This window comes from Flavihumibacter sp. ZG627 (assembly GCF_000814325.1).
Lineage (GTDB): Bacteria > Bacteroidota > Bacteroidia > Chitinophagales > Chitinophagaceae > Flavihumibacter.
This window is the reverse complement of sequence record NZ_JPHF01000001.1, coordinates 20,291-46,765: the sequence shown is the minus strand read 5'-3', so window position 1 is coordinate 46,765 and position 26,475 is coordinate 20,291. Positions and strand designations below refer to the sequence as shown.

The window sequence follows — 26,475 nt, the reverse complement described above, 5'->3', positions numbered from 1 at the left end:
CGTTGATTTAAGATTATAGATAAGGTGCTGAAAAACCAAGTGTTTTCATAGCCTGCTGCACTTCCGGCGCACTGGTAAACAATTCCCATAGCAGTCCGGAGCGGTAATTTTCAATCATAATGATAATAGGAGCCTGATCAATGGCTATAAATGAATTTGCGAACCACTGATCCTTTAAAGAGAATGCATCAACAAAACCATATTCCTTCCAGAGTTTATCACCCAGCACATAGTAATAAAACTTTAGTGCGTCCATCGATTCCTGCGGGGTATAGGGAAAGGAAGCCAGAGCGGCCGTAGGCGCTATAACCCCAATATCGTTGGTGGGTGAGCTGGCTGTATATCCACCTTCAATATCACTTGCTGTAAGTCCCCATACCTTGCTGCTATAACCGTAGTGGTTTTTTGGATTTGCTACGCAGTATTTATAATTGATCTGGGTATGGCTGGTATTCTGAGTTTTGTAATTGGCATGAACATCACTAAGTCCATTCGGATTGATTCCCAGAAATGAATAATGTGAGAAAAATAGTGGCCCTCCATAGGCCGGACCTAATGGTAGTGTGATGTCATAATACTTATTTCCATTCAGGAAGCCATTTGCACCCAGCCCTTTCCATCCCTGATCATAAACTGATTTCGGAATGCCGTGAGTAGTTGAAGAAGCCCCGAGTACATAGGTAACCAAACACTCATTCCAGCCACGTACAGGATGGTTCATTTCCCATCCGTAGTTTTCACTCCAATGCCAGTATAAAACCTGCTCATCATTTTTCCGGAACCAGTTCCATTCAACCCTGTTACAAATGGTATTGATATCATTGCGCAAAGCAGTTTCAGCAGCTTCAGCGCGGTCAAAATATTGCCTCGCGGTGATCAATCCCATAACGAGGAATGATGTTTCAACCAGGTCGGCGCCGTTATCTTTCTGGCTGAAAGGTTCTGCCAGGCCTGTTGCCCCGTTTAGCCAATGAGGATAGGCGCCATGGAATGTTTTGGCTGTGTCTCTAAGGAACGTGACCATGGTTTGCAGCCTCGTAAGCGCTTCTGCGCGGGTAATAAAATTGCGATCGGTAGCTGTAACGATTGCCATAATTCCAAAACCAGAGCCACCTGATGTTACGATATCACCAGATGTATTTCGCTCCCTCGCAAGTCCACTTACCGGATGACCGAAATCCCAGAAATATTTAAATGTCTGTTTTTGAACCAGGGTAAGTAGCTCTTCATCAGATAGGAGGGAAAACTTATTGGAGGAATCAATTTTGGTAACGAAGGACCTTGAAAGAACAGTATTCAAACTTACGCCTCCCACAGATTTCAATGCACTGGTTACTTGCAGTGTATGCCTTGAAAGGTATTTGAGATCGGCACCCGGCGTTATCAGTAATACTGAATCGCCGTTCTGAAGGCTGGTGGAAACCGAAGCAGCACCCGAAGGATCAGTGAGTTTAACGGCGGCAGCAACGCTAGAACTGAGGAGCGGTTCACTGAAATGCACCCTGATACCAGGACGTGTTGACACATCATAGATAAGATCATTCATGGTGGCATTGTTAAGCTGAATGCTCTTAACGGTCAAAGGTTTTGGAGGTGGTGGTGTGGGGTCGGGCTTTTCTTCCGACTTGCCGCAACTCCAGCAACTAATGGCCATCATGGTGGCGATCGTAAAATAATGGCAGGCTTTGGTCATCGTCAATCGTTTTAAGCGGTCACCTGATCAGATAAGTATTGATCGAATGTGGAAGGGCAACCGTTTCAGCAGCCTTACCATCCACCCAGAGAAAAAATGGCGTATTGATATCACCCTGGTTCATTACCACTACAACCATCGAGCCATCTTCATTAAGGAAGGAAGTTGTAAGTAATTGAGACCTGCTTGCACTACTGATGATCCTTTTAGCACCTGGACGGATAAACTTTGAAAAGTGCCCGATATAATAGTAGGCGTTAGTATAGATCAGCTCTCCCTTTTTTGTATCGCCATGCATGGGTGCGAAACAAAAGTTCTGGACATGATTAGGTCCGCCGGTTTCATCAAGGAGAATATTCCAGTCGGTCCAGCCCACTGCACCCGCGTTGAAATCCTTGATCATATTCTTACCATATCTTTCTGCCCATTTCCATTCATAATAACGGGAGGCTTCAAACTTTTCCTGGCATCCCTCGGTGAATAGAATATTCTCATCGGGAAATGCTTCATGCACCAAGGCGACGTTATCGAACATATTATCGCCGCCGCTCCAGTTCTCATACCAATGGAAGCCAATGCCCCAGGCATATTTGGCAACTTCAGGATCATTAAAATAGGTTTGAGCACGCTGGTAGATCAGGTCGCGGTTATGATCCCACATGATGATCTTTTTGTCCTGGAATCCTGCTTTATGCATGGTGGGACCAAGATTATTTTTGAGAAAGTCGCGCTCCTCTTCGGCGCTATAAATGCAACTCTCCCAGCGTTGGGTAGCCATTGGTTCATTCTGGATGGAGATCCCCCAAATTGGCATTCCTTCTGCCTCATAGGCATTTATAAATTTCACATACATATTGGCCCATGCGTCATAAAATTCGGGAAGGAGTTTACCTCCCTGGAGCATGTTCTTATTGTCTTTCATGAATGCGGGAGGGCTCCATGGACTGGCATAGAGCGGGATCTTTCCACCTGCAGAGGTGATAGCCCTCTTTATCATGGGAATTTTATATTGTTTATCATGCTCAATGGAGAAGGTCTTGAGTTCTTTGTCACCTTCCTGAACATAAGAATAACTGCCGCTGCTGAAATCGCAACTCTGGATATTGGTACGGATCAGCGAATAGCCTATACCGCTATCCTGACTAAAATAAGCACGAAGTAATTCTTCCTGTTTTGCTGCGGGAAGTTTTGCAAGGGTTTCTGCCGACGCATCAGTGATAGCACCACCTATTCCCATGAACGACTGATAAATACGTTTGGGGTCGATGAAAATGCAGACCTGTGTTTCCTTTGGCTGCCCCATTTCAGAAAAGCTAAGGGTATCGGTAAGGGTTAACCGATGGTTTGTTTTCTCTGCTGTTGTATATGCCAGTACTATTTTACCCGCAGCGTTAAAAGCAGGTGCAGCTGACAGAGAATCAGCGGGAGAATCAACCAGCTTCTTTTCTTCGGCCTGCTGGCAGGAAGCAGCCAGAGCAAGTAAGGATGCAAATAATGAATTGAGTTTCATACAACGTTGTTTAAGGGGTTACCATATAAAGGTTGCTGCAGATCCTGCAGACAAAGAACTGAGTGCGCGTTTACCTTTGTAACGAATGTTGAAACCGGCGGCTGAATTGCCGTCATTTACTATCAGCATAACTTTTTTTCCATCGGGTCTTTTAAATACAACATTGGTTAGTCCGGCTACCTGCGTACTACTTATTCTTACAGATCCTGCGGGAACAAAACGTGAGGCATGTGCTACAATATAATAGCTCACATTCCTTTGAATATTTGTTCCACTGATGGTAAGGGCGCCTTTACATTCTGTACAACCTCCCTGGGTATGTGGGCCGAATATTGCATTGTTTGCGAGGTTCCATTCCAGTGCCACCCTGCTCCAGTTTAGCATTGATCCTATGATCACATTCTTCATATGCCATTTGAGGTCGCCCCCAAATTCACCTTTTGAGGAGGTCCATTGTTCTGTGAAATAAAGTGCTTTATCAGGATGTGCAGTATGTACTTTTGAGAGGGCATTGATATCACCGGCATAGAGATGGAATGCAGATCCGTGTACATATTGTTTTGCTGCCGGGTCATTGAGGATAGCGATCGGATAATCGGGGTTATCACAGTTATGATCCCACACGATGATCTTTGTTGTTATACCTGCTGCCTGGAAGGCGGGTCCCAGATGATTCTTTATGAAATCTGCCTGTTGCCGGGCGCTCATCACCATGCTGGGGTTATTACCACCATGCTGAGGTTCATTCTGTATGGTGATGGCATCTATATTGATACCATTTGCTTTCATAGCCTCGATATACTTCACAAAATATTTTGCATAGGAACTATAATATTGGGGGAGAAGACTTCCGCCGATTGACTTTCCATTGTCTTTCATCCAAACCGGAGGACTCCAGGGAGAGCCCATTATTTTGACAGAAGGACTGATAGCGAGTATTTCTTTCAGTACTGGTATCAGGTCGATAGTATCCTTGCTAAGATTAAATTTTGTGAGTTCGGGATCAGTTTGTCCCGCAGGAAGATCATTATAACTGAACACTGTTTCGCTAAGGTCAGATGCGCCAATACTGACCCTTAAATAGCTGATTCCAATGGCATTTCCGGTTGTGCCGAAGAGTTCATGCAAAAGGCTTGTTCTGTTTGTTGTATTCAGGCCGCGGATAAGAGTGGCACTGCCCCCTGTAAGCGTATAACCGAAGCCTTCTACAGGTTGAAACGAAATGCTTGAATCAACATCAATATTTGGGTAATTATTGGTAGTATCTATAAAGGAAATAGTAAGGTTCTGTTTCTGCAATAGGGCAGTCTGGTCAGCTTTTGTGAGCCACATATCCACATCGTTGGGCCTCACCGGAGGAGGTTGAACCACAGTTCCGCTCATCCCTTTGTCAGAACAATTTGTTCCCCAAACCAGCATCAGTAAAAGAAGAGCCCTGGGAAGTCTTGTTTTTTTATACATAACAATAGTATTTCGCTTTATTGAATATTATTCCTGAAAAAAAGAAGCGACTCATTATTTCTTGCCAGCACGATCATTTCCTTGCCACCAGCGGTTCTAATACGGCGTGCATCACGAATTTCTCCCACAACAGTAGGGAGCATGCCATTAAAAAGATAATTACCGCCAGCCTTGTCATAAGTAAGAAAAGATGGCTGCAGACCGTCGTATCTTCCTTCATAAGGAACTGTTCCATAAAAGTTGCCGGCTACCATAAAACCATTTAACGGTTCACCCAAAGGAAGGAAAGAGTAGACCGGTGATAATTGAAATTGGTCAGGCAACTCAGCGATGCTGAAACCACCTTTTCCATCGTTGATAAATACACTTGATCCCAGCTTTTCTGCTTTCAGTTCTTTATAATTATTGAACAGATCGTAGAACATATACTGAACAGTTTCTCCCGCAACATCACTGTAGTTGAGGTATGCTTTTTTCAGCACCGGTAAGGCTCTTTCAAGCTCATCTTTTGCCAGGAAAGTATATTCCTTACCATCAATGGTATAAGTCATGATCTGTTCTATGGAACCATTGTTGTCGAAGTCTTTTACATAGAGTTTCAGGGGTGATTGTTTACCCGCATATAGCTTACTATTATGGCCCCAGTTTCCTGCCAGGATATCAATATGACCATCGCCGTTGATATCGGTGGGCAGCAATGATTGCCATAGTCCGGTGGAAGCAGGAATTTCTTTCAGAGAAAATTTACCCTCCTTGTTACTGAAAATTTTCAAGGGCATCCATTCACCTGTAACGATCAGATCGTCCCAGCCATCCTTATCAATATCAATGAAGCTTGAAGATGTTACCATACCAAGGGAATCAAGGGCAATTAGATCTTTACCAGCTTGGGAAAATCTGCCCTGGCCATCATTTATCAAAAGATAAGATGGTTGTGCGATCCCATACATCCTTGCATCTGCCAGTGTACCTACGAAAAGATCCTGATCACCATCCTTATCAAAATCGGAGCTGCTTACAGTTGATTTGTTACGCGTTATTGAAGGGATGGACCCCGCAGCTAATTTGAAATGGCCTTTGCCATCATTCAAATAAAGGCGGTCTTCCAATTCGGGACTTCCGTTATTAAATTCATTACCCCCGCTTACCACATACAGGTCGGGGAACTTATCATTATTGGCGTCAAAGAATATTGCTGCTGTTTCTTCACTTGACTTAGCAGGTGAAAAGATCGCCGTATCGATACTACGAAAGCTTCCGGATGCTTGTTGAAGAAGCAGTTGACCCGATTGCCCGGAGGCTCCGCAAACATAGATATCATCCAGTCCATCAAGGTTGATATCGCCCACTGCAAGCCGCGGGCCCATTGCTGAGAGCTGGTGTGGAATCAGGTATTGCTTATTCTGGTCGAAGAAATTATTCTCTTTATGTTTCCAGTTTACATTCACCTCTTTGCTTATGTCATTTAGCAGCGGTTGAACCGGAGGGAAGAAATCATTGTACTGGAATGCACCTCCTGCATGGCGGTATTCCATCTGGAGATCCCCTTTAGGGGGAATGTTTTTTACGAGCTGGTATTTTTGGTCAGGCCAAACTACGAGCATGCTGTCAATAGTAAGAATGCTATCTATCCCAAAATGCATTACTGGTTCACAGGAAGACTGGAATCCGCGGGATAGGTGTAGTTGCTGGTATTGCATTTTCCCTTTGGAGAAAAGCCAAACTTTTGTTCCTATGCCAAAACGATTCTGGCCGGGTCCTTTAAAGTGGAGCTCAGCAGTATATTTTGGGGGAGCATTATTCTTCATTACCAGTGCGCGCGCATTAAGACTATTGATAACCACATCAAGATTGCCATCATTATTGAGATCGGCATAGGATGCACCATTGAAATATCCTTTGATATCGGACGTTCCCCATTCATCACTTACATCCTCAAATTTCAGTGAGCCGCTCCCTTTATAGAAGTATGGATGGGATGCACCATCAGGCATTTTATCAATTGCTTCCTTGTCATATTTTTTCGTATCCTTTAGATCCATCTTTGCAACCAGGTCTGATACAAATCGAATATAATCGAGATCAACCGGGCGCTTAACGATACCACTGGAAATGAAGAGGTCTTTATTACCATCATTATCGAAGTCGGCAAACAGGGGTGCCCAGCTCCAATCTGTGGCACTAATTCCGCTCAATAGTGCGGTTTCACTGAAACTTATACCCTGGCCATTGTTCACTTGCAGTGCATTCCTTGAATATTGGTATTGATATCCGTGGTAGGTTAGTTTGAATTTATAGGTATCAGGATTTTCATCACTGCCATAAGTCTTAAGTACTTTTTCATCAGGGGGTAACATATCAACCGTTACAATGTCGGGTTGTCCGTCATTGTTGAAATCATTGATATCATTACCCATGCTAAAGCGGCTATAATGGCGAAAAGCTTTATCACCGCTTTCTGTGAATGTGCCATTACCATTATTGAGATAATAATAATCGTTTTCATGAAAATCGTTGCCTATGTATATATCATCCCATCCATCGTGGTTCATGTCTGCGATGGCGATACCCAGCCCATAGCCAAGTGCACTCTGATATATACCTGCTGCAGCAGATACATCAGTAAATCGCCCGGCTGTTGAAAGATCATTGCGATATAGTATATCACCAGATAATGGATTATATTTCCTCCTCGCTGCTGTATCTACAATATTTGAGTTGGGTTTTTGGGAGTGGTTAAGCAGGTAACAATCAAGGTCGCCATCCCGGTCATAATCAAAGAAAGCAGCCTGGGTACCCATACCCGAAAAATTAAGTCCATACTTTTCAGCTGTTTCTGTAAATGTTCCATCCTGGTTGTTGAGGTAAAGTTCATTACTTCCGGTAAGCCCATGGTGCTGGCTGCTTACAGTAACATAGATATCAAGGAAGCCATCGGCATTAATATCAACCATCGTTACACCTGATGCCCAATCGGCCTTGCCGGCTACACCTGCCGTGGCAGTGATGTCTTCGAATTTGAAATCCCCTTTATTCAGATAAAGCTTGTTATTGCTTTTTGAATTAGCGGTAAAGTATATGTCGGGCAGGCCGTCATTATTAATATCACCTGTTGCCACACCACCACCATTATAGTAGTAGAGGTAGTATAAGATGTTCAGGTTTTCATTTTCCTGGAGTTTGTTTTCAAAAGAAATGTTGGTCTGCGAAACCGGGAGGTTTTCGAAAAGAGTATCCTTCCGTTGATTGTTGCAGGAAACGAAAAACAGTGAGGCAGATGTTAACAGGATTACGGCCGATCTTAAAAATAACATACGGTTGTTTTGAGCCCTGGCAGGAAAATAAAGGGCTGAAAGAAGACTTTCAGCCCTTTTGTATAAAATGTTCCATGTGTGAAATATCTTCTGCCTCTTTACAGTTTACCTGCAAATAGTGCATTGATTTCAGTTGCGGATAAAGCTTTATTATACAGCCTGAACTGGTCCAATGCACCGGTATAGCTCTTGATCCAATCATCTGTTGGGCCGGCAAGTTTAGCATGCCTGTTCCAGCCTGCAAGTACAAGGTTCTTAATAGTTGTTAGGTCAACGGCTCCCCTTGGATTGCCATCTTTCTTAACATCAGTTGCACTGGCGGGTGCATCTTCTACCATTGCCCCATCAAAATAATATGCCATTTTGGAGCTGGTTTCATCATATACAAAAGCGATATGGTGCCAGCTGCCATCCATCAAAGGCTTAGCAAATTTTTTGGAGTCAGGGAATTCCAGCCACTGGTCCATTAACCCCAATTTGAGCGTAGTAGCTGTTGCATCACCATGTTCCAGCAAAAGAAATATTGCGCTGTGGTGCCAGCCGTATTTATCATCTACCAATGAAAACACAAATTCAGTTCTTCCTTTATCTGTATTTTTCATCCAGAATGCAATAGTGAAGCTGGTAGCTGCACCAAAATCATTCACACCCATGTATTTGATGGCATTACCGGCATCAGTACCCTGTACAGCCTTGCCGTTGATACCTTCAGTAAGATTGAAAGGGTGTACCTGTGCCGGATCGCCAGAAATGCTATCTTTTACTTCATATCTTTTCTGGGGGTCATCACCAAACGGAACAAAGAACCTTAGTTCCCCTGGTGGCAGAGGTGGCTTGGATTCATCTGTAGGATAATCTCCCAACACCGGCCGTTCTGTTTTCTGGCAACCGATCATCAGCATCACCAGTATAGGTGATAACAGGTATAATTTAATTATTGATTTCATGTTCACTCCTTTTTATAGGTTTAAGAAAATTACCACTCCGGATTCTGCGTCAGTTTTGGATTCGCATTCAGTGCGGGTGTTGGAATCGGGAAATAGCGGTGCTTGTTCTGGTAGCCCAGGGGACCCAGCACTTCCACCGCATCACCCCATCTTACGAGATCAAAAAACCTTTCGTATTCCATGCCGAATTCAGCCCTTCTTTCCTTCTTGATGATTTCACGAAGAGTTACCTGTTCAGTAGTAGTCACAGGTTCTAACCCCGCCCTCTGCCTTACCCTGTTGAGCCATGGTAATGCCTCTGCACTTTTCCCATCTTCATTGGCAGCTTCTGCGGCCATCAGGAGAACATCAGCATATCGAATCACCCGATGGTTGATCCAGGTATTCTGTGCTTCATTATTAGGGGTACCCAAACCTGCATCGAGATAACGTTCAAAGTTGTTATATACTTTCTTGTTCCAGAATTTTGCGTTGGTTAAATTGGGGAGTGTAAGTCCGTATCCACCCGTACTTGGTCCACCATCAGATTGGTTAGAATAAAGAATGGTTGCTGCTTTGCGCTTGTCGCCATCATCATAGGAGTCCACGAGATCTTGCGTAGGCGTATTCCATCCCCAGCCAAGATCCCAGGTTCCGGAACCACGAACACCCTGTGATTGTCCCAGACGGCTCCAGTAAATGTTACCATCACCAGCCTCTTTGGAAGCCTGGATCTCGAATACAGATTCTGGTCCAAGTTCACCTTCTTCTTTAAATACCCTCCAGTAATCATCAAGTAGTCCATACCCTGCAGCACTTTCTGAATTGATCACCTGCGTAAGGAGGCCAAGCGCTTCACTCCATCTTTGCTTATACATCAGTGCTTTTGCACGGAGAGATTTCGCTGCTCCTGATGTAAGCCTTCCAGCATATTTTTCTTCCCATACCAGAGGAAGATGCATTTCTGCAAAAGCCAGGTCTTCATCTATGAATGTCCAAACAGCATCTGCATTTGATTTCTCCACTTCGCCATCCGTTGGCTTGGTAATAATGAAATCTATGATAGGAACATCCCCGAATGTACGTACAAGGTCAAAATAGGTGTAGGCGCGGAAGAACCTTGCTTCGGCTCTGTTTACCATTGATCTTTCATCGGTGAAATTTCCCGACTCAGCTGTATACAATACACTGTTACACTGCCCTATCATTACATAATGCTTATCCCAGTACAGGCCAGCACCCCAGTCATCCTTAGTGTACTGGAATCTGTCATAAGTCTGGTTCCAGGCAGATGCACCCGGATCGGCCACAACCTCACCGTCATCAGAACGGAATCCGTTCATTGCGATCCAGGGGATGTTTTGAAATCCATCTCCAATGTAAGGATCATTAGCAGAATTTCTGATTGCTCCATAAAGACCTTTTGCCTGGCCATCAAGAGCACCCGGAATATCTTCAATGGTTGCCTGAAGAGGCTTCCTGTCCAGGAACTTTTCACATCCTGTTACTGTAGAGATCACGAATATCAGTACCAGCGGTACTATATGTTTACTCTTTATCATGATTGCTTCCTTTTTTGTGAAAATTGTGATTAAAAATTCGCATTCAAACCAACACTTACGATCCTTGGAAGTGCACTTCCTGCACCTCCGAAGTCAACACCCCAGAAAGTTGCATCGCCTGAAAATTCGGGAGAATATCCAAGATTGTTCTTCCATGTTTTCAGGTTCTGAACACTACCGTAAATCCGCAGGTTCTTTATAATATTTGAGTTCTTAAACTGGCTGAAATTATATCCAAGTGTTACATTTCTTATCCTGAAATAACTACCGTCTTCCACTCCATATGTTGATGGTGCCCTGTTGATCAGGTGCGCTGCGTTTACAATAGGAATGAAGTTGGATGAACCGGGAGTTGTCCAACCCTCGAGGTAATTCTTAGGATAGTTGTAAACTGAGTTTTTCTGCTCTGATGTTCCCCAAACCCTGTAGATCTCATTACCATATACACCAGCAACATCCACACCAAGATCGAAGTTTTTATACTTAAGGTTTGCATTGGCGCCATAGGTGAAATCAGGTGTTGGATTACCAATATTGGTACGATCTTCGTCCGTAATAACACCATCACCATTCAGGTCGGCATACTTCAAATCGCCGGGACGGGCATTACCCCCATTGATCGTATTATCCGGAGAGAGAAGGATATCCCTGTATGACTGGTAAACACCTTCCACCACCAATCCGTAGAAATAACCCATTGGGAAGCCTGCTTCCACCTGGCTGGCAGTTTGTTCACTGCTTGAAATTGTCCGGAACTTAGTTTCCATCTCCAGAACCTTATTTTTATACGTAGTGAGGTTTCCAGAAAGGGAAAGGGTCATATCATTACTTAATTTCTGGTTCCATCCGGCGATAAACTCGAAACCTTTATTCTCAATGGTACCACCATTGGTAAGGGTTGGAAGTATACCCGGATATCTCAGAGAAACTAGAAGATCTTTAGTTTTCTTATAATAATAATTCGCTTCGAAATGGAAACGCCTATCGAGGAAATCGGCTTCCAAACCTATTTCTGATGACATTACAGTTTCCCAATGAAGGTTTGGATCAACAAGAAAATCTTCTGTCCATACCGGCTCTAGGGTTGTTCCAAATACAGCCGAGGATCCTGTAGATGTAGTTGGATATGCAGGATAAGCCCTGTCTGAGTTGAAGTTTCCTAATTCACCCACAGATCCTTTGATCTTCAGGTAATCAAAGAACTCCTGACCATCCATGAAGTTCTCACGGGTCATTTCCCATGCCGCACCCACTGCCCAGAAATTCTGGAATTTCTTTTTGTAATCGCGGTTGATCTGGCTTGAACCATCTCTCCTGAAACTTGCATTTATATAATACTTGTTCTGGAAATTGTAGAGCACACGTGCCAGACCAGACACAGTTGAATATTCATTCTGGCTCGACCTGGAAGTAGCCCTGCCGATATTACCGAAACCAGTTTGAATATACCAGAAGCGCTCATCATTAGGAATAGGTGTTCCACCGGTTTCCTGGCTGATATTTGCTGTGATAGACTGGAACTTGTTGTAATAGGTAGTAAAACCTGCCGTTGCTGTAAGCGAATGATCTCCAAAACGCTTTTTGTAGGTAGCAATATAATCCTGCTGGAATGACTTGGTATTGTCTTCATATTGCGATACAGCGGTAAGGTTATTTTTAGCGATCACCTGGCTATCAACAGGCCTTGTAGGATCATACACATCATATAGCGGAGTATAGACACGCTCATCGCGGTTGCTGATGTTAGCATACCAGGTGCTGCGGAGATTTAGGTCCTTAGTGATATTGATATCAATAAAGGCACTTCCCACATAGCGGAAACGTGTATCTTTTCTTTTATCCCACTCATTCTCCAGAACGGCCAGTGGATTGGCTTCCGAATTCTGGATGATTGGTGTATTTGAGTACAGGTTATACGTGGATGAATCATCCGGGAAATAAGGATTCCTTGTATTGAACTGTCTTGTTTTTGAATCAATGATGGGAAGCGCCCTTCTTGCATTTTCAAGCGCACCACTGTTGTAGGGCAGGTTTTCTCTTGCCCCGATGAAATTAAAACCAACCTTAAATATCTTGTTGATCTTATATTCATCATTAATGTTGATGTTTATCCTATCATACTTAACGTGCTTCACGAGGCCCTCATCATATGTGTAGCCAACGCCCATGTGGAAACGATTTTTCTCTGAACTTCCATCTACACTGATATTATTGTTAGTGAACCTGGCATTGCGTGTAACAGCATCAATCCAGTCGGTATTACCGGTATAAGCTGATAATCCGGGTCCGCCAATATTATCAATAAAACTCAGGTAAGAATTATCATTGCTATTATCCTGAACGCGGTTATTGGCCTCAAAGGTTGCCAGCTGGCGGAATTCATCGCCATTTGCAAGTTGGATCTTATCTACCAGTGTTTTGACACCATAAACAGAACTGAAGTTAACGTTAACCTGTCCGGCCTTAGCTCTCTTGGTGGTAACCAGAATAGCGCCTGCTGCACCCCTGATACCAAATACGGCGAGGGAGGAGGGATCTTTCAGCACCTCGATGCTTTCGATTTCATTTGGACTAACAAAATCCATGTTATCACTAAAAATACCATCGATGATATAAACGGGTCGAACCGTACCGATACTGATTGTTCCCCTTATCCTTACATCAGGCGTTGAACCGGGAATGGCATTGTTCACGATTGATAATCCGGCTACCTTAGCCTGCATGGAAGAAAGCGGGTTTGTATTAGGCTGGGAAGCAAGTTCATCGCCTTTAACCTTGGCAACGGAGCCTGTAAGATCGCGTTTCTGCGCTGTACCATATCCTATCACAACAACTTCATCCTGCAGTTTTGTAGATGGCTGGAGAACAACATTGATGATTGTTTTATCACCAACCACTATTTCCTGGTCATCAAAACCGATGGAAGAGATAACAAGCGTGGCATTCTCGGGAACGGTGATGGCGAAATTTCCATCATTATCGGCTGAGGTGCCAGCGGTACTTCCCTTTATTTTAATTGAGGCAAGCGGAACGGGCGCTCCGTTAACATCGGTGATACGACCTGTAACACGTGTCTGCTGAAAATTCATCCCACGGTACTTAAGAACAACGAGATAATTGTCGAGGATCTCATAACCCAGGGGTGTATTGTTCAGCAATTTATTGAGAACGGAAACAACCTCTTCATTCTCGGCGCTGATGGCAACACGGGCATCCTCATTGAGTAATGCCTGGTTGTACAGGAACCTGTAGCTGGATTTTTTTTCAATTACAGAGAGTGCTTTTTTGAGGTTAACACCTTCCAGTTTCAGGCTGATCCTGGTTTGGGAATATCCGCCTGCAGACACCTGCAGGGCGCAAAAAAGCATAAAGAGTGCGGTTAGCTTCATAATTCTGGCAAACTTTAGCAAAAAGGGAGCTAATAGACAGGCATCCCCATCAGCGAATTTTTTCATATTTTGAGCAATTAGGGTTAACTAAATGGTTCATCAACTTTCTCAAGGGTTGAGTATGTCCTTGTTTTCCCGGCGGGGAATGTTGGCGCATTTCCCGCCATTTTTTAAGTGGAGTTGTTGATCATGGCAGTCGTTTTTTAGTTGTTCGTTGGTTTATTTTGAAATCGTTACTGTATCGTTATTGATCTTATATCTGAATTTTGTGGCAATAGAAAGTGCTCTCAGTGCTTCTTCCAGCGACTCTTTGGTAAAATCTGCCTTAAACCTCCACTCGGCCACTTCTTCATCCCCGAATTCAATCTTCACATTATACCATCTTTCCATATTGCGGGCAATATCGCGAAGTGATTCATTCTCAAATATCAGCCGGTTCTCTATCCAGGAGGTTTCGATTACCGCGCTGTCAACTTCTGCATAACGGATTTCCCCTATGGCCACTTTAGGAACTTTTTTGCCCGTTACAGCAGTTGGCTTCAGTGAGCGGGATACGGAAGATTCTTCGTCAATCACTACCAGTTTTTCTTTTGGCTTCAGGATGATCTTTTCGCTCGGCCTGCTTTTGATACTAACTTCTAAACTGCCCCTGATAAGACTGGTTTCCGTGGATTTTTCACCTGGATATGATTTCACGTTGAAGGCCGTGCCCAAAACTTTAATGTCAATGTTGTGGGCATGTATATGGAAAGGTTTCTCTGCATTTTTTACCACGTCGAAATAGGCTTCACCTGTCAGGTTTACCTCTCTTGTTTTTATTCCAAAGTCTTTACTATAGGTAATCCTTGAGCCCGAGTTAAGCCAAACCTGTGTTCCATCAGGAAGCATAAGTTTTGACCGGGAGCCATTGCGTGTAGATATCTCACTATTGACAACCGCAAGCTCTTTTTGGCTGCTCGGGAGTACCGGGCTAAGAAAATAAAGAATTCCCACAACCAATACTATAACAGAGCCTGACATCCATAACCAGTTACGGCGAATAAAGCCGGGAGATGTAATTGATTCCAAATCCCCATTATTTTCCTCTCCCTCATCCAGAAATCCCAGGGTAACCATTCTTTTAATATGTCTTTCATAGGCAGCCCCGGTATCACCAGAATTAGAAACACCCTGCTGAAACCATATGTCTGAGATGGTCTGGAGCGGATAATGATATTCGGGGTGTTGCCTTAACAGCTCTTCCAGCTCGGCAGCCTCCTGTACGGAGTTCTCTCCCGATAATTTTTTGGCCATTAGCTCCCAGAGCCGGTCTGTAATCATGCTGGTTTGGTGTTGAGGGTACTAAGACACCAATTCATCCCTATTACCCTTAAAGAATTCTTAAAAAAATTTTTATTTCCCTGTCGGGGAGGCTGGAACTGCTTTCCGGATATCAAAGCGCACAGCCTCGCCTATCCTTTTAAGAGCAATGGACATCTGTGTTTCCACAGTTTTGACTGAAAGTTTAAGTAATTCAGCCACTTCCCTGTATTTAAGCTCGTCTTCTTTCACCAGTTTAAAGATAAGGCGGCAGCGGGGCGGTAGCTTAAGGATAGCCTCCTGTACCATTTTCTTCATTTCGGCGGTAATCAGCATACGTTCCGGATCAAGATGAACTGATTTGAGATCAACGGGGATCTCACTTAGGTCGGTCAGGAGCACCCTGTTTTGTCTTGACAGGAAATTATAGGCAGTATTTCGTGTAGCTGTATAAAGGTAGAGTTTCAGACTGCTGATATTTTCCAGTCTTTTTCTTTTTTCCCAGATTATTATGAATACATCTGATACGATCTCTTCGGCTGATTGCTTAGAGCGTGTAAAGCCGAAAGCGAACTGGGTGAGAGGGGGGTAAAATGCTGTAAACAGCTCGCGATAGGCCGCCTGGTCATCAAAACGCGCGATGCGTTCCTGCAAATATTGTATACGGCCAGGAGCAATCATGAGCAATTTATAAATAACTGAATTGAGCTGGAAAATTACCGATAATGTTCAACAATGATTATTTTTTTACCAGCTGCTCAGTTTAGGGCATGTTTTTATATTTTTGCACCCCGCCTCAGCTAAAGTTGAGGCACCTCTTAGGAGGAAGGGCCCTTAGCTCAGTCGGTTAGAGCATCTGACTCATAATCAGAGGGTCGCTGGTTCGAGCCCGGCAGGGCCCACAAATAAAGGGGTTACGTTAGTCGTAACCCCTTTCTATTTGCTTCAAATTATTTAAGTATTACTGACTAACCTTGAACTCTACCCTTCGGTTTTGTGTTCTTCCAGCCGCTGTTCCATTATCTGCAACAGGTTGATCCTGGCCATAGCCGATGGTCGTTAACCTGTCATCAGCAATTCCTTTTTTCACGAGGTATGCTTTAACAGCAGCCGCACGTTTTTCACTGAGCACCTGGTTAGATTCAGCCTTACCGGTATTATCAGTATGACCTGCGATCTGTACTTTCAGTTGAGGATACTGCTCATTCAGGATCCTCGCAGCTTTATCCAATTCTTTGCGACCTGTAGCGGTAAGTGTGGCACTACCGCTCACAAACTGAACAGCACTCGCATTGAATTTGGAAGCTTCAAGTGCCGGACAGCCAGCATTTTCAGCAGTACCTGCGAGGTCGGGACAACGGTCTTCATCGTCATTAACACCATCATTATCGCGGTCTGGCGGAGGACATCCCTGGTAGCGGGCCAATCCAGCTTCGTTCGGACACTTATCTTCTTCATCATTCACACCATCCTTATCAGAATCAGGAATAGGACATCCGTTGTATTTCGCAATACCGGGCACATCAATACACTTATCCTCTTCATCATTCACACCATCCTTATCTGTGTCTGGAATAGGGCAACCACCATATTTAGGCAGTCCGGCTTCTGTTGGACATTTATCTTCTTCGTCATTGATACCATCTTTATCGGTATCAGGAATGGGGCAGCCTTTATAGCGCTCAAGACCCGCTACATTTGGACATTCATCATTCTTGTCAATAACACCATCACCATCGGAATCGGCTGGAATGAGTTTTCCAAAAAGTTTAAGTTTCAATCCAACCTGTATGTTCTGGTTGAAATATTCACCACCGGGATTAGCATTTCCCCGCTTATCAATATTTTTCAAGCCGTGTATATAACGGGCAAAAGGAGTAACCCTGCCATGGGGAAATAATTCAGCACCCACGTTGAGGGCAATCCCCGATTTTTCCAGACTGTCTTTGGTATAACGGTTGTTATTATCATCAACTGAGGAAACGAAATCGAATTGTGGGCCGGCAGTCAGGGCAAATTTATCGCCCAGATGAAACTTTAATAAAACGGGAACTGAGAAATAACTGACTTTAGTATCTTTCAGAAAAGCAGCACCCGCATCAGTTTCGAATTTCAGGCTATTGTACATAAACTGGGGTTCAAAAGACACTACTTTACCCAGTGGGATGTTAAGCCAGGCACCGGCGCCCCAGCCAAATTTAGTGTTGTAATCCAGATTGTGGTTATCCGACACACGGAGTTTAGCGAAATTGGCTGCACCTAACAGTCCACCACTAACGGTGTAATGCTCTTTCACAATTTTCTGTGAGAAGGCCATCTGTGCCGACAATACAGCGCAGGCCAACATGAATTTTTTCATGGGTTAAATTTTTAATGAATAATATCGTTAAAATGGTTTTATCAATATGCATACCAGCCCGCATTAAACAATTTTCAAAATGAGAAAAATATCAGCATTTGTGTTTACCGGCCTCAATGGTTATTACAAAGGCCTAAATGAGGATATCAGCTGGCAAAACAAGCCAATTGGAATAACACCCGTATTATAAGTGATGATATAATTAAGGAAACAAAAAAGCTCAGGGAAATGCCGGAAATGATATGACCATTCTGGGTAGCGGAAGCATTGTTTCTCAATTTGCGGAAGCTGGGCTTATCGATGAATTACAGATCATGATCGATCCAGTTGCCATAGCAAAGGGAACTGCCCTATTTGAAAATATAGCGCAACCACTCTCCTTTCAACTCGTTAATACACGCACCTTTAAAAGCGGTGTAATACTACTTAACTATATCCCTCAATAAAATTCATTCTGCGGAATACTGCAATCATCTGGTATTTATGCTATCGTAAGACCTACAGTAGCAACCCCTTTAAAATGCCCTGCCAGAGCGGGAAAAAGGCCCCTGTATCAAGTTTCTCCATCATCTTATTTTTACATCACTCCTGATTAGCGCATCATCCTGCTATTGCATTTTCGTAAACCTTAAATATGAATTAAAATGGAAGACAACAAATTGCTGTCAACAGCAAATGAAAATCTCCTGCGCGAGATCAGGAAAAACAAAGAGTTATTCAGAATTGAACCACTTAAGATCTATCCATGGTGGTTCTGGCCTTGCACGGTGCGGGCTCTGCTGGTAACTGATGGGGGACTTGATTTTGGAACCGGCGATTTCGGCCTCTCCACTTTTGTCAGTATTCTGCAGAATGATGGAAGGGGCTATGTTCGGTTTGAACTTACACTTGCACATCGTTCGGCCTTTGCGTCGGATGCTCAGGTTCAGGCAGGCGTGGCAGGTATAAAGAGAAGTATCAAAGGTTTCAAGTTTGATGATACCAATCATTTTAGCAGTAACATGTATGATGAGGTATTTCTGTTTGGAATCAATAGCGGTTCCTCATTGCCCAATAGTGAACTCATCGCCATCAGCCAGTTCATGAATGGAGGTGGTGGGGTATTTGCTACCGGCGATCATGGCAGCCTTGGTAATGAGCTTTGTGGAAACATCACCAGGGTTCGGTCTATGCGAAACTGGAACAATAGCGCCGGTAATGTTGGGATGTCAGACGCAGCCCGTAATGATACCAACCGCCCTGGCCATGATGCCGGCTCCCAATTTGACGACCAGTCGGATGATGTTCCGCAACCTATCCAGCCAAAACTTTATTCAAGCAGATGGGGTGCATTCTGGAAGGAGACCTATCCTCATCCACTTCTTTGCAGTCCCAATGGAAGAATAATGGTATTGCCCGATCATCCGCATGAAGGCGAATGCATTGAACCATCGGATATTTCCCAAACATATTTAGATGGCAGCCCGGAATACCCAATGGGTATACGTCCCGAAGTGATAGCATTTTCAACGGTACTTGCAGGTAGCAACGCGGGAGGAAGTAAAACCGCCACTAATGCACAACGGTTTGGAGCGATATCTGCGTATGATGGTCACCGTGCGGATATCGGCAGAGTGGTAACTGATGCCACATGGCACCATTTCGTGAATGTTAACCTGGTTGGTGAACTGGGCATTCCTGATTCGGAAATAAAGGGGCTTGGATTTTTGGCTACTGCTGCCGGGCAGGCGCACTTCGATCAGATCAAACATTACTATATCAATATTGGTGTGTGGATCGCACGGAAAACTAACCATGCATGTTTCCGCAAGCGGACAATCTGGGACCTGGTTTACAACCACCGCGTGTTGGAAGCAACTATGATGGAACCAAACCTCCGTTTTGACAAAATACATGCCTCCCTTATTTATGCCATCGGTACACATGCAACGGATGTGCTTGGTAAAAGAGCGAGTCATTGCCGTAAAATACAGTTCATACTTGATATTATCCGTTATCCACTTCCCGAACTCATTCCTACAATTGACCCATGGTTTCCTCAACCGGAAGAAATTCATGATCCAGTGGTGCCATGGCTTGACCTTAATCCACTCTTTGCGATCGCCATTGGGAGCGGTCTGCTTGCTGTAAGAGAGGAGATAGGAGCAAACCTTGAAAAAATGGATGAGAAGATTGCAGACCGGATGGAAAAGGTATTTTATGAAGGAGTGAAAAGGGGAGTAGAGATTGCCAATGATTCTTTTCAGCGAAGCTTTAAAAACATCAGCCGATTTATAAAGTAGGAAGGATTACAAATAGAAAAGGGTTCCGGCATTCCGGAACCCTTTCGTCATTATACCTCACAATCAATAGCTATAAACCGTCTTCGTTTTAAAAGCAAATATTCCGGTTAAATATGACTTGTAGCTTTTGATAAGCTCAATGGGGTAACCATCGGCATCATACTTATATTGAAAATCGTACGCTACAAACTCAGGATAACTACCATGGTAAGACTTCACCTCAACAGTTGCATTATGCCTTGATCTTGCAGGTTGCAATAAGTCAGGGAGACTTATATGAATGAACGGATTGATGTTGAAATCATACTGGTAAGAACCAACCTCACTGCTATGATTAGATGTAGTAGCAGCATCACTCATATTATTTCCACCTATAAACCGCATAGTATATGTCATGCCAATAGGACTATTGCTGTAATCATAACGGGCCATCACATCATAGTTACCGGTTATACTTGTTCCGCCTGGCTGTGGGCTGTATTGTACCTGGGCATTGTTTTCAACACCCGCCTCTTTTTTCTTAATGGTTATTACCCGGCCTTCCGCATCATATGTAAACATATTTTCTGCTATAATTGAATTGCTTTCGTTGTATCTGATGATACGGGCGGGTTTACTGAGTCCGTTGTATTCAAACTTATCGGTCATTTCCACATAGGTTGTGTTATCTGCTTTCTTGCGGTAATGAATTATCTGGGCGATCCTGCCATCAGAAGCATACACATAGGCTGCTTTTGTAATAGGCTTAAAGTTGCCATTGTCATATTGATAACTATACTCAGCGCGGAGTTTTTTAGCCTCCTTGCTTCCACCCATAGTATAAACAGTACCTTCCTGTACATCAGCTTTCTCCAGTGTCAGTTCATCACGGGTACCCCATTTGCTGATCGCAATCTGATAGCGGATGGCAGAACGAAGCAGGGTCAATTCATTTTTACCAGGATTGAATGTTCCATGAACAACCGTTCCACCACCGTTAGCGTCCCAGGTCATGAGACGGTAGGCAACCGGAATACTGTCATACACCACATCACCGATTTTGATCAGGGGATGCACTATGATCTTCATGAAAGGATCAACTGGTACATTACCCTGGTTGAAAGATCCTGCAGGGTAACCGAACATTTCAGGCTGGTCGGTTGGATTAACCTTCGAGAGTTCAAGTGAAATATCAGTCCGGCTGTTTCTTACTGCCTGGAAACCAAAAGGAAGCTGTTTGCTTACTTCATTGGCTTTATGTGAATTGGCCATGGGACTAACAAACAACACTTTTTCGGCAGCATTCATGATCATTACACTGGTAACGCGGTAGTTACCGGCTTCTACAATAATAGAATCAGAGAGATAGGCACCATTGTGCGGGAGGGCGATTTTTTTAGCCGTCCAAACCGGTTGCTGCTGGCCGTTAACCATGCTGATAACAGCATACAATCCGTTTACCGCGGATACTTCACCCGGCAGCGATGCAACCTGGAAACGAATGGTTGTTTTTTGATCACCGCCCCCATTGCCACCATTACCACCACCTGGAATTGGTTTAACTACATCCTGCTTACTGCATGCAGCAAGTAAAAGAATCATAAAAGAAAACAGAACAAGGTTTAACTGAAATAACTTTTTCATTTTTTAAATTTTTAAGGTTCAGGTTTGATAGAGGTAATACCCTGGGTGGAGAAAAAAGGGTTGGGTGATGATCTAGTGATTAACAAATGTTTCGCAAATGCTTAAATTAAGGGCTGGAACACATCATGAAATACAAGCTTAAAGCGCAGAACCTCCTTGAAGCAATTGCCATGTTATTCAACCTGGCCCCGAGGCCATTGATCGATACCCAGGTAGCGTTTAATGCTGCCCGTGTAATTATGGCTGCCGCCAATACCGGCCTGTTTGAAGCGATGGGAAAAACCAGTAATACAGCAAAGGATCTTGCTCAGTTAATCGGATGCAATGAAGCGGCCACAAAAAAATTACTGGATGCTCTTGTAAGTATTGACTATGCCCGTTACCGGAACAATACCTACCGTTTGAGAAGTAGCTATTATAAATGGCTTCTTCCTGAATCTCCCAACAACCTGCTTGCTAAACTCCGTTTCCAGCAAAAAGAATGGAGTTGGATGGCCGGGTTGGAAGATTATATCAGGGAGGGAAAGGCTATAGACATTCATTCCAGATTAACCCCTGAAGAATGGGTTCATTACCAGGGTGCGATGCGCGACCTCTCCTATACGCTTGCCCTGGAAACGGCAAAAAAGCTACCGCTGCCTGATGATGCCCGCAATATGCTGGATATCGGCGGGGCGCATGGCGCTTATGCAATTGAGCTTTGTAAGAAGTTTCCTCATCTGGAAGCAACAATTCTCGAATTACCCGGCGCCGTAGAAGCAGCCCGTGAAATTGGAATGCAATATCATGATGGTTCCCGCATCCATTACAGGTCGGGAAATGCATTGGCGGATGATCTCGGAGAAGGCCTGTATGATCTTGTTATGGCCAACAACCTGGTGCATCATTTCAATGCGGAAGAGAACCGCCGGCTTACAAAAAAAGTTGCAGTGGCATTGAAGCCGGGAGGAATTTATGTTATCGGAGAGTTTATTCCTGAAGGCCGTCGGGCAAAAACAGATATAATCACCGCAACATCGGCACTATATTTTTCTATGACCAGTTCCTCATGCGCCTGGACAGTAAAGGAAATTACCGATTGGCAATTATCTGCAGGTCTTGAGCCTTTAAGAACAAAAAGTCTATACTCTCTCCCGGGCTGGAAATTAACCATTGCGCGGAAAGCTGCACCTTTGAAGCCCTAATCAGAAATAATGGAAAGAGAAGCTTATATCATTGACGGGATAAGATCGCCCATCGGTAGTTTTAAAGGAAGTCTTGCAGGTATAAGGGCCGACGATCTTGCAGCAACCATACTACGCAAGCTGACGGACAGAAATCCCGCTATCCCCCTGCAGGCAATTGATGATGTAATACTTGGCTGTCATAACCAGGCCGGAGAAGACAACCGCAATGTGGCCCGGATGGCATTACTATTGGCAGGCATCCCCTACACGGTGCCCGGAGAAACCGTTAACCGGCTTTGCGCTTCGGGCATGAGCGCCGTGGTGCAGGCAGCAAGGGCAATCAGGGCTGGAGATGGAGAGCTGTTCATAGCAGGTGGAATAGAACATATGACAAGAAGTCCATGGGTAATATCCAAAACATCACAACCATTTGGCAGCGATGCAAAAATGTATGATTCCAGTTTCGGCTGGCGGTTTGTGAATCCAGAGATGGAAAGATTATACGGAACAGATCCGATGGGATTAACCGCGGAGAACCTGGCAGAGATCTATAAAATCAGCAGGCAAGACCAGGACCGCTTCGCCTTCCTTTCGCAGCAGAAAGCAGCTACTGCACAGGCCTCCGGACGGTTTGAAGAAGAGATCACACCAATAGAGATTGTTCAGAAGAAAGGAACGTTCGTGGTTGACAAAGATGAGTTTCTCAGACCTGAAACTACAGAAGAGGTGCTTTCGTCACTGAAGCCAGCCTTCAAAAAAGACGGAACAGTTACCGCAGGCAATTCATCAGGACTAAATGACGGAGCCGCGGCCATGTACATAGCTTCAGATAAAGCGGCAAAAGAATATGGACTGGCTCCAATGGCACGCATTGTTAGTTCAGCAGTGGTTGGTGTTGAACCCAGGATCATGGGTATCGGTCCGGTGGGTGCTACAAAGAAAGCACTTGAAAAAGCAGGTCTTCAATTAAGTGATATAGATGTGATTGAACTCAATGAAGCCTTTGCTGCGCAGAGTTTAGCCTGCATCCGTGAATTGGGGATGGCCGATGACGATGCCCGTATCAATATCAATGGAGGAGCAATTGCGCTTGGTCACCCATTGGGAATGAGCGGAACGAGAATAATCCATACAGCGGCGTTGGAGCTGAAGAAACAGCAGAAAAGATATGCGCTGGCAACCATGTGTATAGGACTGGGACAGGGATATGCCGTTATACTGGAGCGGGTTTGAAAATAAAAAATACGCTGACAGCTTCCGTTCCGATTTGATCCGCCAACAGGGGGCTATGGACAAGATTGGGTGCTGGTGTTGGATGGACGCAATTAACTGTGATTTGTTTTCGTTCTCAAGTCATGCGATCAATATTATTCCTTCTTTTTATAGTTGGTTACTTACCTGTGCTGCGCGGCCAGCAGTCACAAGTTGGCCGGCAACCAGAGGTTGGCGAAACATTAGCCTCACTAAAAGCTGAACTATTTGGCAAGGATACTGCACAATACAATGGCAAAGGAATCCACGATCTTCGGTTGTCCAAAACCGGTACTTTAAAGTTATGGCTTGACAAATCGGGAAAAGAGAAAGACTCCATCTCATTACTAACCCTTCGTTCATATACAACCGACAGTGCAGGCAACCATCTTCTCTATGGCATAAAGCCCATGGATAAGGAAGTGGAACTCTATCTCGATGGTCCGCATGAAATGATGGAGACAGATGCTGATGGAAAGATCACTATAAAATCATACATAAACGTAGGCACCTTCCGATTCAGTACTGCTGAACGGGCACTTGCCTTCGCAGATGCATTGGTAGGGTTGCGAAAAAAAATCTCGCCATACAGGGGCAATCCCCGTAATAAATGGGGACAATGATCCATTGCCTGCAAAGGAAGTATCACAATTGGTATATTTGGGAATATCATCTTTTACATGAGAACCATCAAAACCGGCCTCTGCTCCTATGGCATGAGCGGCAAATTATTTCATGCCCCCTTTATTGACAGCCATCCCGGCTTCGAATTAACGGCTATTGTGGAGCGAAGTAAGAATGAATCGCGCGAACGATATCCTGTTTCCAGGTGCTACCGCTCCTTTGAGGAACTGTTGGCTGATTCAAGTATTGAACTTGTGGTGGTGAATACCCCGGTGCAGACCCATTATGAAATGGTTAAAGCAGCGCTGCAGGCAGGAAAGCATGTGGTAGTAGAGAAGCCATTCACGGTAACTGCCAGCGAGGCTGAAGCGCTTGAGGCAATTGCCGGGGAAACAAATCGTATGCTAATTGTTTACCAGAACCGGCGTTATGATGGCGATTTCAGGGCCATCAAAAAAGTGGTGGATGATAAAATGCTGGGAGATCTCCGCGAAGTGGAGTTTCGTTATGATCGCTATCGGACAGTAAGCAGCGGTAAGGAACATAAAGAGGGATCCTTGCCCGGTGCTGGTACATTGCATGATCTTGGGGCGCACCTTATTGACCAGAGCCTTCAATTATTCGGATGGCCGCAATCGGTATTTGCAGACCTGATGATAACCAGGGAAGGGGTAGGTGCCAATGATTATTTTGAAGTGTTGTTATATTATCCGCGGATGCGTGTTCGGCTAAAGGGCACCGTGGTTGCCCGGGTAACTACTCCCGCCTTTGTGCTGCATGGTATGGAGGGTACATTTTTACAGGAAAGATCAGACCAGCAGGAGCAGCAACTGCTTGAAGGAGCCATACCCACCATCAGTTCCTGGTGCCCGGCCTCTAAGGAACCAGACGGATATATCCATACAACCTACCAGGGAGAGGAGATAAAAAAACAAACCCGCTCAGAGCCAGGCAACTATATGGGTTTTTATGATGATGTATATAAGTGCCTTGTGGATGGGGCCGTGAACCCGGTTCCTGCATCGGAGGCTATACGAACCATGCGGGTAATTGATGCTGCGATGGAGAGTTTCCATGAAAAGAAGGTCATCCCTCTGGCATAGAGCCTCTAATTCTTGTTCCCTAGAACCTAAAAGACCCTATTTTTGCGGTCGCCGCCGCGGGCGGTGATTTTTATTAACATTAACAGGAGCCCGGCTACAGCAATGAGACGGGACCTCTAGATTTGTTCTTTATCAACTAATATGAGAAAATTTTTTGTTGCCCTCATGGCATTGGTATGTAGCCTGGGAGTTTTTGCGCAGACAGATTCCACCGGTAAGAAATCAAAAAAAGACTGGAGTAAAGTGAACCTTGCCGGCCGGGCCAATGATCATTTTATGATCCAGGTTGGGTATGATGGCTGGGCCAATAAGCCGGATTCTATCGTAACAACCGGCATTGGACGTCACCTGAATGTTTATTTCATGCTTGATTTTCCTTTCAAGACCGATCCCCGTTTCAGTGTGGGCCTTGGTGCTGGAATAGGAAGCAGTAATATCTTTTTTGACAAGATGGAAGTTAAGATCGCGGGCACAACACCAACGATGGAGTTCAGGAATGTTGCCGATACCAATCATTTCAAAAAATATAAACTTGCCAATGTTTGGGCTGAGATCCCCGTGGAGCTTCGTTTTGTAGCCAACCCTGAGAATAGCAACCGCAGTTGGAAATTTGCCATGGGAGCCAAGATAGGAACCATGCTCAATGCGCATACAAAGGGTAAGAACCTCCAGACAAAATCGGGCAGCTCCATTAATCAATACACTTTCAAAGAGAGTACCAAGCGCTATTTCAATACTACCAGGCTCTCTGCAATGGCGCGGGTTGGATATGGCAATCTCTCATTGCATGGGGCTTACCAGATCACAACACTTATTAAGGAAAACCAGGGACCACAGGTGCGCCCTTACAGTATCGGCCTCACTATCAGCGGACTTTAATAAAACAGGTCAACATATTCAGGAGCGGGCCCGA

Annotated in this window: 17 protein-coding genes, 1 tRNA gene and 1 pseudogene; 8 read left to right on the top strand and 11 right to left on the bottom strand. The window is 44.5% G+C overall.

Going from position 1 to position 26,475, the window contains the following annotated elements; genetic code table 11:
- Positions 1-13: 13 nt before the first annotated feature.
- From HY58_RS00200 to HY58_RS00160, 9 genes are all read right to left on the bottom strand, one after another.
- Positions 14-1,693, bottom strand: a complete 1,680-nt coding sequence (locus tag HY58_RS00200; protein WP_039126084.1) for a glucoamylase family protein — start codon at positions 1,691-1,693, stop codon at positions 14-16.
- Between the two features lie 19 nt (positions 1,694-1,712).
- Positions 1,713-3,203, bottom strand: coding sequence for a glycoside hydrolase family 30 beta sandwich domain-containing protein (locus tag HY58_RS00195; RefSeq protein WP_039126083.1), 1,491 nt, complete (start codon positions 3,201-3,203; stop codon positions 1,713-1,715).
- A gap of 18 nt (positions 3,204-3,221) precedes the next feature.
- Positions 3,222-4,664 (bottom strand): glycoside hydrolase family 30 beta sandwich domain-containing protein, encoded by a 1,443-nt coding sequence (locus tag HY58_RS00190; RefSeq protein WP_039126082.1) that lies wholly within the window; start codon positions 4,662-4,664, stop codon positions 3,222-3,224.
- A gap of 17 nt (positions 4,665-4,681) precedes the next feature.
- Complete coding sequence (locus HY58_RS00185) at positions 4,682-7,978, bottom strand: VCBS repeat-containing protein (RefSeq protein WP_039126081.1); 3,297 nt, start codon at positions 7,976-7,978, stop codon at positions 4,682-4,684.
- 98 nt (positions 7,979-8,076) lie between these two features.
- A complete protein-coding gene (locus tag HY58_RS00180; protein ID WP_039126080.1) occupies positions 8,077-8,925 on the bottom strand; it encodes a LamG domain-containing protein in 849 nt (282 codons plus the stop codon).
- A gap of 29 nt (positions 8,926-8,954) precedes the next feature.
- Entirely contained in the window at positions 8,955-10,466 is a 1,512-nt protein-coding gene (locus HY58_RS00175; protein WP_039126077.1) for a RagB/SusD family nutrient uptake outer membrane protein, read from the bottom strand.
- A 29-nt stretch (positions 10,467-10,495) separates the two neighbouring features.
- Positions 10,496-13,921 (bottom strand): TonB-dependent receptor, encoded by a 3,426-nt coding sequence (locus tag HY58_RS00170; RefSeq protein ID WP_052323695.1) that lies wholly within the window; start codon positions 13,919-13,921, stop codon positions 10,496-10,498.
- Positions 13,922-14,074: 153 nt separating this feature from the next.
- A complete protein-coding gene (locus tag HY58_RS00165) occupies positions 14,075-15,175 on the bottom strand; it encodes a FecR family protein (protein ID WP_039126074.1) in 1,101 nt (366 codons plus the stop codon).
- Between the two features lie 72 nt (positions 15,176-15,247).
- Positions 15,248-15,835, bottom strand: a complete 588-nt coding sequence (locus HY58_RS00160) for an RNA polymerase sigma-70 factor (protein ID WP_039126071.1) — start codon at positions 15,833-15,835, stop codon at positions 15,248-15,250.
- A 147-nt stretch (positions 15,836-15,982) separates the two neighbouring features.
- Here HY58_RS00160 and HY58_RS00155 point away from each other — a divergent pair.
- Positions 15,983-16,056 (top strand) — tRNA-Ile (locus HY58_RS00155).
- A gap of 59 nt (positions 16,057-16,115) precedes the next feature.
- Here HY58_RS00155 and HY58_RS18570 read toward each other — a convergent pair.
- On the bottom strand, positions 16,116-17,513 hold the full coding sequence (locus HY58_RS18570; protein ID WP_052323694.1) for an OmpA family protein: 1,398 nt from the start codon (positions 17,511-17,513) through the stop codon (positions 16,116-16,118).
- Positions 17,514-17,752: 239 nt separating this feature from the next.
- Between HY58_RS18570 and HY58_RS00145 the strand changes: the two are divergent.
- Positions 17,753-17,959: pseudogene (locus tag HY58_RS00145) on the top strand (dihydrofolate reductase family protein); the annotation flags it as partial.
- A gap of 198 nt (positions 17,960-18,157) precedes the next feature.
- Positions 18,158-19,795 carry a hypothetical protein gene (locus tag HY58_RS00140; protein ID WP_052323692.1) on the top strand — a complete coding sequence of 546 codons (1,638 nt, stop codon included), beginning with the start codon at positions 18,158-18,160 and terminating at the stop codon, positions 19,793-19,795.
- Between the two features lie 63 nt (positions 19,796-19,858).
- On the opposite strand, the gene HY58_RS00135 is transcribed toward HY58_RS00140, so the two are convergent.
- Positions 19,859-21,418 carry a hypothetical protein gene (locus HY58_RS00135; RefSeq protein WP_039126068.1) on the bottom strand — a complete coding sequence of 520 codons (1,560 nt, stop codon included), beginning with the start codon at positions 21,416-21,418 and terminating at the stop codon, positions 19,859-19,861.
- Positions 21,419-21,543: 125 nt separating this feature from the next.
- Here HY58_RS00135 and HY58_RS00130 point away from each other — a divergent pair, with 125 nt between their 5' ends.
- The 5 genes from HY58_RS00130 (at position 21,544) to HY58_RS00110 (ending at position 26,441) form a co-directional block, all read left to right on the top strand.
- Positions 21,544-22,602 carry a class I SAM-dependent methyltransferase gene (locus HY58_RS00130; protein ID WP_039126064.1) on the top strand — a complete coding sequence of 353 codons (1,059 nt, stop codon included), beginning with the start codon at positions 21,544-21,546 and terminating at the stop codon, positions 22,600-22,602.
- A gap of 9 nt (positions 22,603-22,611) precedes the next feature.
- Positions 22,612-23,817 (top strand): 3-oxoadipyl-CoA thiolase, encoded by a 1,206-nt coding sequence (gene pcaF, locus HY58_RS00125; RefSeq protein ID WP_039126061.1) that lies wholly within the window; start codon positions 22,612-22,614, stop codon positions 23,815-23,817.
- 122 nt (positions 23,818-23,939) lie between these two features.
- Positions 23,940-24,458 carry a hypothetical protein gene (locus tag HY58_RS00120; RefSeq protein WP_039126057.1) on the top strand — a complete coding sequence of 173 codons (519 nt, stop codon included), beginning with the start codon at positions 23,940-23,942 and terminating at the stop codon, positions 24,456-24,458.
- 57 nt (positions 24,459-24,515) lie between these two features.
- The gene (locus HY58_RS00115) at positions 24,516-25,562 is read left to right on the top strand and encodes a Gfo/Idh/MocA family oxidoreductase (protein ID WP_039126054.1); all 1,047 of its coding nucleotides are present in this window, start codon (positions 24,516-24,518) and stop codon (positions 25,560-25,562) included.
- A 141-nt stretch (positions 25,563-25,703) separates the two neighbouring features.
- Positions 25,704-26,441: an outer membrane beta-barrel protein gene (locus HY58_RS00110; protein WP_039126050.1), complete on the top strand. Its 738-nt coding sequence runs from the start codon at positions 25,704-25,706 to the stop codon at positions 26,439-26,441.
- Positions 26,442-26,475: the final 34 nt, after the last annotated feature.